The sequence below is a fragment of the Pedobacter sp. 05T44 genome, assembly GCF_056395985.1.
The window spans coordinates 78,982-94,002 of sequence record NZ_JBFTKO010000017.1; the positions used below are offsets into that span (position 1 = coordinate 78,982).

The window sequence follows — 15,021 nt, forward strand, 5'->3', positions numbered from 1 at the left end:
TCAAATGTTTACAGACCAAATATTAATTACCCAAAACAAGTTAACGGTTCATCAGTTATTTAATATTGCAGCTCTGGATTTTCCAGAGATTATTGCCGTGGTTTTTGGCGAAAAGTCCATTACMTACCGTGAATTAAATAACAGAGCTGAGAATTTAGCAAACGTTATTTTAAATCAAGCTTTTGATCAGGAAATTATAGGATTAAGTGCAACCCGCTCTATAGAAATGATTATTGGATTATTAGCAATCCTAAAAGCAGGAAAAACCTATTTGCCATTAGATTCTAGCTACCCAGAAAACAGGTTATTACAGATTAAAGAAGATTCTGGAGTAAGTACATGTATTTCGTTGTTAAACGAATTCAATGTCTTTACTGACCTTGGGCTTTATCCTATAGCTTCAGATAAATCATACCTTGATACGGTTAACAATGACAATTTCCAACAATCTGAAAATGGATGCATTCTTTATACATCAGGCTCTACCGGAAAACCAAAGGGAGTATGTATCAGTCATAAAAGCCTGATTAATTTTTTACAATGGCAAAATGATCATGCGCTTAATGGCAAAGGCATCAATGCGTTACAGTTTTGCCATCTCAGTTTTGACGCTTCATTTCAAGAAATCTTTGTGCCGTTAACAACAGGTGCTACTCTTTACCTTATTAATGACGATTATAGACTTGATGGCACAAAACTTTTAGATTTTATCATCGCAAACAAGATAAATAAAGCCTTTTTACCTTATGTTACGCTTCAATATTTAACAGAAGCTGCTGTCAAAGAACAGCGATTTCCAGCTAATTTAAAGGAGTTAATAACTGGTGGCGAACTACTTAAAATCACCCCTAATATAAATGAATTCTTTTCTTCTATTTCCAATTCATGTTTGGTAAATGTGTACGGCCCAACCGAAACAACCATATGGGTAACCGAATTAAAACTTAAAGGTAACCCCAATAATTGGGCATCAATACCCACAATTGGGGAAACAATAGCACAGTCATCTATTTATTTTATTGATGAAAAATTAACCTTTCTTGAAAATGGAGAAATTGGTGAAATATGCATTTCAGGTCCCTGCCTGTCAAATGGATATTTTCATCAGCCAGACCTAACAAATGAGAAATTCATTGAACTTAACCATTCAACACTTGGACAAATTAAAGTCTATAKAACCGGAGATCTCGGTAGGCTTTTAGACAATGGAGAAATAGAGTTTAAGGGCCGGAAAGATGGGCAAATTAAGATCAGAGGCAACAGGGTTGAACTAGGCGAAATTGAAGTTGCCCTGATGAAAGAAGAAAGCGTTAACCAGGCCGTGGTGATATTAAGAGAAGACTACCCCGGCAGAAAAGCGCTGATAGCCTATTTGACAGGAAATAAGGCCACAGGAGACAGCAATAAGGTTAGACACCATATAAGTAACCTCCTGCCGGATTATATGATCCCATCCGGCTTTGTTTGGCTCGAAGAGCTTCCTAAAACTACAAGTGGAAAAGTAGACAGGAAAGCACTACCAAAACCAGATCTTAAAAGGCCTGAACTAAACACGCTTTATAAAAGCCCAAAAACAAAGCTTGAGAAAGACATTATTGGTCTATTCATCGATATATTTCAATATGATAAAATCGGAATTGACGATAATTTTTTTGAGCTTGGGGGCAATTCGCTTCTTGCTCAAAAAACAGTAGCAGAGTTAAAGTACCAATTCAATTGTCATTTACCTATCACCAGATTATACCAATATCCTACTGCCGCAGGGATGGCCGATTTTCTTGAAAACAAGGCCCCTGAACAGACTACCTTCGTTAAAGAAAGTAAGCATAAAGATACCTCTCATGATATAGCTATAATAGGAATGGCAGGTAGATTTCCAGGGGCCGAAACTATTGACGACTTATGGGATCTACTTATCGAAGGTAAAGAAACCACCAAATTTTTCAGTAATGAAGAACTAGACATCAGCATTCCCGACCGCCTAAAAAATGATAAGGCATATGTTAAAGCGAGAGGGATAATTAAAGATGCGGAAAAATTTGATCCTGCCTTTTTTGGAATTAATCCGAAACTGGCAGATTTGATGGATCCGCAGCAAAGAATATTCTTAGAGATAGCTTGGGAAGTATTGGAAAAAACGGGGCATTTATTCCCTGTTTATTCTAAAAAAGTCGCCATTTATGCAGGTAGTGGAAGTAATACTTATTATGTAAACAATTTATTACAATATCCCGATTTAATAGAAAACATTGGAAGCCTGCAAGTACTTACAGTAAACGAAAAAGATTATATTGCTTCGAGAACGGCTTATCATTTAAACCTAAAGGGACAGGCTGTTAGTGTAAACTCTGCCTGTTCAACCTCGTTACTTGCGGTGGCAGAAGCGGTAAAAAGCCTTCGTTCCGGTTATTGTGATGCAGCTATCGCTGGGGCCTCCAGCATCACCTCTCCTATTAACAGCGGACACATTTATCAGGAAGGTAGCATGTTGAGTGCTGATGGCCATTGCCGTCCTTTTGACAATGATGCCACAGGAACTGTATTTAGTGACGGTGCCGGTGTTGTTCTACTCAAAAGATTAACAGACGCCAAACGTGATGGTGATGTTATTTATGGCGTTATTAAGGGTATTGGATTAAACAACGATGGTGCAGAAAAAGGAAGTTTTACAGCTCCCAACACTGAAGGCCAGGCAAATGCAATTAAAGAGGCAATAACAGATGCAGATATTGATGCTTCAGAAATCAGCTATATTGAAACACATGGCACCGGAACCCCAATTGGCGACCCAATTGAATTTGATGGATTGGTTAAAGCTTTTGGTCATCAGAGTAAAACTCAGTTTTGTGCTATAGGATCAATTAAGAGCAATTTCGGTCACCTTACGCAGGCCGCCGGCGTTACKGGCTTAATTAAAGCTTGCCTATCTCTACATCGCAAGAAAATACCCGCTTCTTTGGGATACAAACAGGGAAATAAGAACATCGACTTTCTAAACAGCCCTTTTTATGTTAACAATAGCCTGAGTGATTGGACATCTGAAACTAAAAGAATTGCGGGCGTAAGTTCATTTGGTGTTGGAGGTACAAATGTACATGTGATTGTTGAAGAATATGAAAATCTGGAATCAGAGTCATCAACCGGCAGGCCGTACGACTTAATTACCTGGTCGGCCAAATCAGAGAACAGCAGGGAACAATACGCATCCTCAATATCTAATTATGTAAAAAAGAATAAGAATACTAATCTTGCGGACATTGCTTATACTCTTCAAAAAACAAGGAACGACTTCTCTTATAGAAGATTTGCAGTTGTAAACAACATTGAATCTATTGTCAGCCAACTCAATTTGGAACTACCTAAAACAGGTACCACAAATAATCTTCGCGAAGTGCCTGAAGAAATTGTATTTACATTTCCAGGCCAAGGTGCGCAATACCTAAATATGGCTGCTGATCTATATAAGGACGAGCCAGTAGTTAGAGAAGCTATAGATTGCTGTGCCGAAATTCTTAAGCAATATATAGATCGTGACATTAGAGAGATCATATTTACCAATTCATCTAATGACGAAGCCGAACAACTATTAAAACAAACCAGATACACACAACCAGCACTTTTTGTAATTGAATACGCACTTGCCAGGCTGTGGATGAATTGGGGTATCACGCCTACGCTACTTTGCGGGCACAGCATTGGCGAGTATGTTGCAGCACACCTTTCGGGAGTCTTTTCATTAGAGGATGGGTTAAAACTAATTGCAGTTAGGGGGGCAATGGTTAATGCACTTCCTCCAGGATCTATGTTATCCGTAAGAAGCGAGTCAGATCAAATAGCCAGCTTCTTAAGCGAAGGACTATCTATCGCAGCAGTAAACAGCCCGAAACTTTGCGTAATAGCAGGTCCGGAAAATCAAATATTGGAATTCAGCAAACTACTTGATATTAAAGAGATCCCTAACAAACTACTCTTTACCAGCCATGCCTTCCATTCATCTATGATGGATCCAATAGTTGATGATTTTCAAAAAGTAGTTTCTGGAATCGCTCTATCTGCCCCTAAAACTCCAATTATATCAACAGCTACCGGCTCACTGCTAACCGATGAAGAGGCAATAAATCCACAATATTGGGCAAGCCATTTAAGAAACACGGTACAATTTTCTACAGCTATTGATACAATACTTACTTACAATTCTCCAATTTTTCTGGAGGTGGGTCCAGGATCGGTAACTACAACCCTTGTAAGGCAAATTGCTGCACTAAAATCAACTTCTGTAAGGGCTATGCAGAGCCTGGCAAATAATGAGAACGATTATTGCATTCTATTAAACACATTAGGTCAGCTTTGGAATTGTGGCCTGCAACCAAATTGGGATAATTTTTATAACGGTCAGCAAAGATTGTTATTAGATCTTCCAACCTATCAGTTTGATAGAAAGAAGCACTGGGTAGATGCAATTGCAATTAACAAATTAATACCCGAGGACAACAACTATAAACCAAACAACAACAACACTCTTGTAATGAAAAAAAATAACCTGGCAATAAAAATCAGACAAGTATTAGAAGATGCATCTGGAATTGAAATGCAAAATGTTGCCGCCAATCAAAACTTCGTTGAAATAGGATTAGATTCTTTATTACTTACTCAAATCGCAATCTCTTTGAAAAGAGAGTTTAATTTGCCTGTTACATTTAGGAAATTAAATGAAGAATATCCAACTATTGAATCGTTGACTGATTACATAGATAAAAACACCGTTCAGGAAACCCCTGCTCCAATACAAAACAATACGCCAGTTCGTAATGGAAGTAATCATCAGGTTGTTGCACCTGTTTCATTTGGAAACGCTAACGACTACAACAATTCCGCACTGGGACTTATCGCTCAGCAGTTAGAAATCTTATCTAAACAGGTTTTGCTAATGAATGGGAATAATTCTATAGCGCCCCCTACTGCAATAGAATCACCAAAGCCTAAACAACAAGAAGAATCTGAACTAACCCTTCAAGAAAAATCTGAAATTCAAAAACCGTTTGGAGCTACGCCCAAAATAGATCGGCAATCAACAGAACTTAATATAAATCAGTTGAGCTTTCTCAAAAACTTAATTGAAAGTTATAATCAGAGAACATTTAAAAGCAAAAAATATGCGGAGGAAAGCCGGAATTACATGGCCGACCCAAGGGTTGTTTCTGGCTTTAAACCCTTAACAAAAGAGCTCATATACCCTATTGTAATAAATAAATCGAGTGGTAGTAAAATGTGGGATCTGGACGGTAATGAATACATTGATGTATTGAATGGGTTTGGTTCCAACTTACTTGGTTACCAACCAGATGTTATCAAAAAAGCAATGCACGATCAAATTGAAAGCGGATATGAGGTGGGCCCACAGCACGAGCTTGCAGCCGAAGTGAGTAAATTAGTATGTGAATTTACCGGATTTGATAGATCAGCGCTTTGCAGCACTGGATCTGAAGCAGTACTCGGCTGTATTAGAATTGCCAGAACCGTTACAGGCAGATCGTTGATTGTCGCCTTTACAGGATCATATCATGGTATTATTGACGAGGTATTGGTTAGGGGAACCAAGAAATTAAAATCATTTCCGGCAGCGGCCGGCATAATGCCCGATGCAGTTAAAAATATACTTGTGCTCGATTACGGAACAGAAGAAGCTTTGGCTATAATTAAAGAGAGAGCAGATGAGATCGCTGCAGTCCTTATTGAGCCGATACAAAGCAGACGTCCCGAGTTTGTACCAATAGATTTTGTTAAAGAAGTAAGAAAAATCACCTCTGCCAGCGGATCAGCTTTAATATTTGATGAGGTAATCACGGGTTTCAGGATGCATCCTGGCGGTGCACAGGCTTTGTTTAATGTCCGTGCAGACCTTGCGTCTTACGGCAAGGTTGTTGGCGCAGGTATTCCTATTGGGGTGATTGCCGGAAAAAAAGAATTTATGGATGCGCTTGATGGAGGCACCTGGAATTATGGAGATGGTTCATATCCAGAAGTAGGTGTAACTTACTTTGCAGGAACATTTGTTCGTCACCCTTTAGCTTTGGCTTCCGCAAAAGCATCTTTAATATACATGAAAGAAAAGGGACCAAAATTACAACAAGAGCTAAATGAAAAAGGAAACTATATTGCTAAAACACTTAATAAGGAAATAGAAAAAAGACAGCTGCCTTTCTTTATTGCCAATTATGGATCCTTATGGAAGGTTAAATTCCACGAGGAAATTCCTTATAGCGAATTAATGTTTACCTTAATGAGGCAAAAGGGCATCCATATACTTGATGGTTTCCCATGTTTCGTAACAGAAGCAACCTCGCATGCTGATATTGAACAATTGATTAATTGCTTTATAGAGAGTATGGATGAAATGATTAATGCCGGTTTCTTTTTGAACAGAGCTGTTACTGAGACCAATTCAAAAACATATTCAAAATTCAGCACAGATAAAATCGTGATCAATGCCGATAATCCTCCTGTAAGAGGTGCCAGACTGGGAAAGGATGTTGAAGGAAATCCGGCATGGTTCATTAAAGATGAACAGAATAAAGATCAGTATTTACAGATACGTTTCTAACGCCGTTACTAATGAATAAAGATTTTGAATACGTTGCTGTAGATTTTAATCCTTTCGGTGAAAATGAGATTGAAAAAGTAACAATTACTAATGAACCGCAAAGAGAACTATGGCTATCCTGTATTTTAGGTGGTGATGAAGCTAGTCTGGCCTATAATGAGTCTGTTTCTCTTGAGTTAAGAGGTGTTTTTTATCAGGAGGCATTTAAAAAAGCCATCGATAGCTTAATTGCCAGACACGAAGCATTAAGATCTACTGTCAGTAAAAATGGAGAAAACTTAATAATATATAAAGAACTCTCGTTTTCAATCATTACGGATGATTTAACCGGTATTGACTTAGATAAAAGATTGAACAATTTTCATGAGTTTGTCCAAAAGGAAATGGCTACTCCTTTTGATCTTTATGAAGGTCCATTATTTAGAATATACCTGCACAAGATTGAAGAAAATGTTCATTACTTTACGCTCATAATACACCACATTATTGGCGATGGCTGGTCAATTGGAATTATTCTGGAAGACTTAAGTAAAATGTATAATTCCTATGTACATGACACTTTTCCTCAATTAGAACCTGCAGAACAAATCAGTGATTATACCTTACAACAGATTAACTTTACAAATAGCAGTGAATATATTGAAACCCAGAATTTCTGGATCAATAAGTATAAGCATAATGTTCCTACACTTAATTTACCAATAGATTACACACGGCCTTCAGTTCGGACTTATACTGGTCAACGAAATGATTACATTCTGAAAAATGATCTATTGAATCCAATAAAGTTGTTATCAGCAAAAGCAGGTAGCAGTGTAGTTATTACTCTTCTAAGTGTATTTGAAATCTTGTTACATCACCGAACAGGGCAACAAGATATTGTTATTGGTCTTCCATCATCCGGACAGGCTGCAACAGGGAATTTTGGACTGGTTGGCCATTGTGTAAATTTACTGCCACTTGACAGCAAAGTTGATCCGAAATCGTCTTTCTTAGATTATTTAAAAAGAAGAAAGGGTGAAGTGTATGACGCTTACGATTTCCAAAGACTAACTTTTAGTGAATTGCTCAAAAAGTTACCCATTAAGAGGGATAAAGCTCACATACCACTGGTTCCTATTGTTTTTAACATAGACATGGGTATGGATGAAAAAGTATCATTTGATGGTTTAACTCATAGACTTTTTTCCAACGCAAGAGTAGCCCAAACCTTCGAAATTTCGTTAAATGTTACCGGCTCTAAAAACGCAATGACATTTGAATGGGCGTACAATACAAATCTATTCAGATCCGATACCATCGACAGTATGATGTCGGAATTTGAGTCTTTATTAAAAACCGTAACGGATAATCCTGAAGTACTAATCAAAGACTCATTAATAAACAAGAATCCGTTTCCCACCACAATAAATCAGACTCTAATTGCCGACAGAACAATTCTAGACCTATTTAATCAAAGAGTTCTTGACAGCCCAGATAGTAATGCTGTAGTCTATGAGGGTAAAAAATTAACTTACAATCAGTTAAACGAAAAGTCTAATCAACTGGCAAACCATTTAATCAGCAAAGGAGTCAAAACAGAAACACTTGTAGCAATTTGCATAAAACCATCTATAGAGACAATAATTGGAATAATCGGAATTCTAAAGGCTGGGGCAGCTTATATTCCAATTGATCCTGAATTCCCGGAACAAAGGATTAGCTATATGATTTCTGAATCGACAGCAAGCATGTTAATATGCGACACTGAAACGATAAAACGAATTAAGGAAGCAGGCAATCGAGAACTTATTTGCCTGGACGATAGTGAAAGCCAGATCTGGCATACTAGCAAATCCAACCCTACCATCAAAATATTTCCTGAAAATCTGATCTATGTTATTTACACCTCTGGCTCAACCGGAAACCCGAAAGGAGTTATGATTGAGCATGGATCAATAATGGATTATTTTGAAGGATTAAATTCAAAATTAAATACACTAAAAGACTGTAAAAGTTTTGCACTTGGGTCTACAATAGCAACAGATCTAGGCAATACGATTCTCTTCAATTCCTTAATATCAGGTGGAGAATTACACTTATTTGCTAAAGACAGGTTCAACAATCCTGAGTACATACATCAATATTTTAATAATTATAACATCGATTGTTTAAAGATCGTTCCGTCGCACTGGAGGTTTTTGAGGCATCAGGGAAACTTACTTTTGCCTTCTAAACTACTAATGTTCGGAGGAGAATCATTGCCTGGCGAGTATATTAAAGAAATTCGAAGGACCAATAGTGAATGCGTGGTTGTAAATCATTACGGACCTACCGAAACTACAATAGGTAAGCTAATACATGTAGTAGATAAAAATGCAGATTATCCGGCATCAGCTCCCATTGGTAAACCTTTTGGAAATACCATCCTTCATGTCCTCAATAAAGATTCAAATTATTGCGCAATTGGCGTTCCAGGAGAACTGTATATTGGAGGCTTCGGAGTAGCAAGAGGTTATTTAAACAACCCTGAATTGACTAGTAAAATGTTCACAGATCGCTATGCTGAAGGAATAGAAACCGGGTTTTATAAAACTGGCGATTTAGTACGATGGTTAGCTAATGGAGATATCGAATTCTTAGGTCGTATAGATGATCAGGTTAAAATCAGAGGCAATAGAATAGAACTTGGTGAGATACAAAATGCATTGCTTAAATGTAAAGACATACGGCAATGTGCCATAATTGTAGATGAAGACACTAATCAAGAAAAAAGGCTGGTAGCCTATGTTGTAGTTGATTCTATTTTTAATAAGGATGCGATAATAAATCATTTAAAATTGACGCTTCCGGAGTTTATGGTTCCAAGGATTTTAATTCAGATAGATAAAATCCCCTTAACTGCGAACGGAAAATTAGATAGAAAATCACTTCCAAAAGCGGCAATGAACCCGATCACAGAAAATGGTTATGTTGCCCCTGGAACCGCTGAGCAAAATCTACTTACAGAAATATGGGTTTCCAATCTGGGGATTAACAAAATAGGAATTACTGACGATTTCTTTGAGTTAGGAGGCCACTCTTTAATTGCGGTTAAGGTAATGGGCGCAATAGAAAAGAAAACAGGTCTCCGTTTGCCCTTATCCAGCTTATTTGAAAACCCAACAATTGAAACACTTGCTAAGCTCTTAACCCCCGACGATAAATTAAATTGGGACTCTCTGGTTCCATTAAAAACAAGCGGAAATAAACCTCCAATATATCTTGTTCATGGTGGAGGCTTAAATGTTTTCGTATTCAAATCTATCTCTGGATTTATGGATGAAGATCAACCGGTTTACGCACTTCAAGGTCTGGGCTTAAACGGTGATAGAGAAATTCCTGACACAATTGAAGAAATTGCCGCTAAATATAATGCTGAGATTCTAGAATCAAATCCGGAAGGGCCATATTTAATTGCCGGGTATTCTATGGGAGGAAAAATAGCCTACGAGATGGCCAAACAATTACTTGAAAAGGGTAAAGAGATAAAAATGCTTGGAATATTTGACACTTATGCCGGGTCATCTGCAACCGGTATAGAAAAGGTCAAAGAGAAAATAGTTCGTCAGTTAAAAAAGGGTCCTTTTATAGCTAAATTATTCTTGGATAATCCTATGCAGACTCTATCCTACCAATTGCGAATATCTAAAAGAAAACTAAAACCTATTTTCTTAAAAAACAAGGAGATAGATAAAGAAGTTTTCACATATAAAAGAGAGGTTTATGAAAGCTACGAAATGGCTTACAAAAAATATCAACTACAGCCTGTAGATCTTAAAATAGATCTGTTTAGAGTAGAAAAAAGAATTTATTTTCTAGACGACCGTGTATACTTAGGCTGGCGGAAGTATGGCAAAAAAGGTATAGATATCCACTCTGTTCCAGGTGATCACAAAACATTTTTAGCTTCACCCAACGATCAAAAGCTAGCAAAAGTTCTGCAAAGAGTAATTAACACTAAGGTTTAAAATTATGGAGCTATTAAATATTAATAACGATGTAAAGTGGACCGCTGCAAAAAAGGACGTTGCATTCGATAAGAGCGCAATTAATATATTTCGAATAAATGTAAACGAATATTTCAATCAAATCAGCAATGTGTATGAGTCTAATCTCTCATACACAGAACTTGAAAAGGCCTTTCGTTTCTTCAAAGAAAGTGACCGAAAAAGATACATCGTTTCTAAATATGCCTTGAGAAATATTTTATCATATTTTCTTTTAGTATCACCAGCAAAAATATCTATCTATAAATCCGAGAACAAGAAACCAGCAGTTAGTGGTATTGAATTTAATGTAACCCATAGTAAAAGCTACATTCTCATTGGTGTAAGCCCATTTAAAATAGGAATTGATATTGAACATATAGACCATCATTTCAATTATCACGATATTACCACTTCTAGTTTTAGCCCAGAGGAACTACAACTAATAAGCAATCAAAATACAAGCGCCAACTTCTATTCCATATGGACAAGAAAAGAGGCTGTACTCAAAGCTTCCGGAGAGGGTTTAATAGACAATATGAATGAGCTTAACAGTTTGAACAGTTCAATTACCAGAAAACAAGTTAAATACTACCTCCAAAGTTTTATGCCAGATAAAGAATATGCAGGCTGTATTGCGTTTGAAGAACCTGAGGCCACACTAAATTACTGGGATTACCAATAAGATCAGATCTATTTTCTTTTTGATTTCTCCCAGGCGGCACTTTGGCTCTTTTTAAAATACCTGATTATTCCAGCTATTACGGCATAATTCATCAAACAAAAATAATAAGGTACAAAAAGCGCCTTTATGCGTATATTTTTACTCTCAAAAATGTATCCGAGTATACTTAAAGTATAAAATAAAATCTGTAAAATAAATATCGTTTTATAGAACAAAGAATCATAATGATACACGATAAGACCATTTACAACAAACAGAGCAATTAGTAAAAATGGAGTTATAGTCCACCTCAACACACGATGACTGATGTATTGAAATGTAAATACCGGATTATTAAAGGGATTTGCAGCTTTTTTTAAACGGAAGATAGACTGTATGCCACCTGCCGCAATCCTTATTTTTCGTTTTAACTCCTCCGCGGTATTAGCAGAGGCCGTTTCCATAGCATAAGCTTTTGGCTCATAGGCTATGATATACCTTTTTTCAGCTATCCTCATTGCAATCATATGGTCGTCAATGATAGTATCTGATTCAACATTTTCGTAAAGCCTGGTTCTTATGCTGAATAATTCTCCTGCAGCTCCTACATTTGAATACAATTCATAATCCCATTTTTTCAACAACGATTCATACTTCCAATAAAAGCCTTCACCCGCAGAGCTTGCATCAGCAGTCTGATCCACAAAAATTCGTTTTTCTCCTGCTACTGCACCAACTTTATGATTCCTATAATGCTTAACCAATTCCTTAATCGCTTCATCATTTAGAAATGTATTTGCATCCGTAAAAATCAATATTTCGCCCTCAACAAATGGCATTGCTCTTTTAATAGCAGCCATCTTTCCCGCTCTCGAATCTTCATGTAATACCAATACATCATTAAATCTGTTAAGTTTTTCCGTAGTACTATCCGTGGAGCCATCGGTTACAAAAATAATCTGCTTTTTTTCCTGTGGGTAATCCAATCTTAAAGTATTTTCCACTTTAGCATCAACAATATCTTCTTCGTTATAAGCAGCTACAAGTATGGTTACGCTGGGAAACTCCAGATTAGCATCAAATGAAGCTGGGGTATAGAATAGTCTCTTTATTTTTATAAGTAAAAATAAAACAAACCCATACCCAATAAAGGTGTAAAGAATAATAAAAAGAGAAACCCAAAAAGCTATTATCATTTCCCTTAAATTTTAAATCCTAATTTACTACTGCTTTTTGAATTCGTAAGATTCCAAAACACACCCTTAAAAACCCACTTAACTAGATTCAATCTTTTTTTGAAGATATAAGATATAATCTGCTTTGGACATGCAAAACAAATGTAATAGATGCTAAAGATAATTGTATTTAATAAAGATGTATTTCTTCTAATATATAGCATCCTATTTCTAGTCATAAAGTATGTCTTAATTTTACTTTCCTTACCTACACTCATCGATTCCTTATGGTAAATTGTCGATTTGCCGGTGAACCATATTTTTTTACCTATTTTCTTAAACTTATCACACCAATCTAGTTCTTCATAGTAAAGAAAAAAATCTTCAGACATTAAACCTGCAAGCTCAAGATCCTTTTTCCTGCACATCATTGCTGCCCCATGGCAATAACCGGTTTCTCTGCTATCCAAATTGTATTGCCCGCAATCAACCTCCTTATTCCCTATCCCCCTGTTTCTGCCTGTTAAATAATTCATTTCCGTAAAACCCGCGTATTGAATAATTTTCGGGTCCTCATAATACAAGATTAATGGCGAAATCAACCCAATATCCGGACGCAGCTCCATTTCATTTAAAAGAACCGGAATCATATTTTCAGTTATTTCCGTATCATTATTTAGCAGTAAAATATACTCGCCTTTAGCAGCTCGTATTCCTAAATTGTTGCCACCGGCAAATCCCAGGTTTTTATCCGACCTTATATATACTACGTCAGGATATATGTTTTTAAAATAAGCTTCATTGTCATTACTACTCCCATTATCAACCAATATAAGCTCAATGTCTTCGTTCGGGGCATTGAGCAACACAGATCTTAAAAAATCCTCAGTTACCCTAATTTGATTAAAATTTACAGTAATTATGGTAATTCGACTCATTTTGCCTCTATAAAAATTGGGGTCTCTGTTACTTCCACTTCCAACAGCCCATTTTTAGTCGCTACCTCCTTGGTTATCATCTTATCAGAACCAGGATTCAACTGATGTATTAAAGCTTTTTTTGCCCGATTTAAATCTAACAAATATTTCTCCTTTCTATCTATTTCATCAGGAACAACCAAAACATACATTCTTTTTTGCCCATTCTGGTAAATATCAACTACTGGATCCTCATTAATAGAATTGAAATAATAGTAGTCGCCCATTAGGTTAGTAACCTGATGAATATAATCTGCAGCAGGCCTCCTTTTTTTACTTTTTTCTACAAGTCCTGAATATCCAAATGAAGTTCCGGGATCGGTCCCTGGATCATTGTTATCATATAATTGGTAATAAAACACCTTATCAATTCCTAATCTGGCATACAATAAACCTAAACGGAGCAACCAATCTGCCTGGGTAATAAGATTAGACTTTGATCCTATCGGAATAGCTCTTTGAACACTTTTTTCACTTATGTCATATCCGGTTTCAGTAGACCATACTGGCATGTTTCCTAGTTTTGACGATAAATCAGTGAAACTTTTCGCAATTTTAGTCATTTCATTAGTTTCAGGAGCAACTCCTCTCTTTTTACTTTTGAACCTTGCAAACCATCCTGTATAATCATTAGAATACATATGATAATTTATAACATCAAAACATAAATCAACCTCACCATTCTTTTTATATCCCCTATTCTTTTTACACCACTCAACCATCCGCTCTACAAACTCTACATTTGGTTTTGCTAACCCTCCCATAACAACATTCATAGTAGAATCGGCTGTTTTAACTCCTACACCTTTTCCTAATTTGCCTTTGTGGCCATCGTAAAATGCTGAAAGCTGAGCTGCATATTCTTCAGGACTTTGTTCACAATCTTTACCTTTCCACCATTTATCAGGCTCGTTACTACTTTCTATGTATTTTATATAGCCTAAACCTATAATTGGTTCATGAGATTCCTTAGGAACTTTTATCAGGTTTTTATTGATTTTCTTATTTTGTCCGTATCTGGCGGCAAACTGAAAGCCGGCCTTTCCAATTTCTATGTATGATAATGGTGCATCTCTTTTGTCTCCGAATTTTATTGGCATCAAATCTCGCTGACGCCTGTGTTCAGGGTACGTATTTATTAGCCAGCTGGGTGTAACCTGTAAATCTACTACCACCAACATACTATCTTTAAAACACTTTTGATAAATTTCATCATAACTCCATCCGCCCTCKGGCTTATGGTTAAATCTAAAAACATCTTTTTCAGGTTCAATCCTTTCCCAATCCAAAAAATGTCTAAATCCATTAAAATTGGTTATCAGATTATATTTTGTGGTATCAAAATTATATTGCAGATCATAAAAATCCCATTCAAAGCCATTAATACCAAACATATCCTTAATCTTGATATGCTTATCCCTAAGCGGGCCAACTTCTACATACTCCTTCCTATCGGGGGTACAGCAAGTAAAAAAAACGATAAATGTTATTAAAATGCTATTAATAATTTGGTTTGTTTTTTTCATCTTTTTAATATAAAATTCATTAACAATATAATCATTTCGGCAGGGCCATAAACGCAAAACCATACGGCCTT

The 15,021-nt window shown here is 36.5% G+C and carries 6 protein-coding genes; 3 read left to right on the plus strand and 3 right to left on the minus strand.

The window, feature by feature from the left end:
• Positions 1-4: 4 nt before the first annotated feature.
• The 3 genes from AC1DDK_RS21570 to AC1DDK_RS21580 are packed head-to-tail and all read left to right on the plus strand — an operon-like array spanning position 5 to position 11,293.
• On the plus strand, positions 5-6,601 hold the full coding sequence (locus AC1DDK_RS21570) for an amino acid adenylation domain-containing protein (RefSeq protein ID WP_477634043.1): 6,597 nt from the start codon (positions 5-7) through the stop codon (positions 6,599-6,601).
• Positions 6,602-6,612: 11 nt separating this feature from the next.
• On the plus strand, positions 6,613-10,590 hold the full coding sequence (locus tag AC1DDK_RS21575; RefSeq protein WP_288883306.1) for an amino acid adenylation domain-containing protein: 3,978 nt from the start codon (positions 6,613-6,615) through the stop codon (positions 10,588-10,590).
• 4 nt (positions 10,591-10,594) lie between these two features.
• Positions 10,595-11,293 (plus strand): 4'-phosphopantetheinyl transferase family protein, encoded by a 699-nt coding sequence (locus AC1DDK_RS21580; RefSeq protein ID WP_172663207.1) that lies wholly within the window; start codon positions 10,595-10,597, stop codon positions 11,291-11,293.
• A gap of 8 nt (positions 11,294-11,301) precedes the next feature.
• Here the strand turns inward: AC1DDK_RS21580 and AC1DDK_RS21585 are convergent, their stop codons facing one another.
• The 3 genes from AC1DDK_RS21585 to AC1DDK_RS21595 are packed head-to-tail and all read right to left on the minus strand — an operon-like array spanning position 11,302 to position 14,950.
• A complete protein-coding gene (locus tag AC1DDK_RS21585) occupies positions 11,302-12,468 on the minus strand; it encodes a glycosyltransferase family 2 protein (protein ID WP_288883304.1) in 1,167 nt (388 codons plus the stop codon).
• Positions 12,469-12,473: 5 nt separating this feature from the next.
• Positions 12,474-13,385, minus strand: coding sequence for a glycosyltransferase family 2 protein (locus AC1DDK_RS21590; RefSeq protein ID WP_172663209.1), 912 nt, complete (start codon positions 13,383-13,385; stop codon positions 12,474-12,476).
• Entirely contained in the window at positions 13,382-14,950 is a 1,569-nt protein-coding gene (locus tag AC1DDK_RS21595) for a hypothetical protein (protein WP_172663210.1), read from the minus strand. The genes AC1DDK_RS21590 and AC1DDK_RS21595 overlap by 4 nt, the downstream gene beginning before the upstream one ends.
• Positions 14,951-15,021 lie beyond the last annotated feature (71 nt).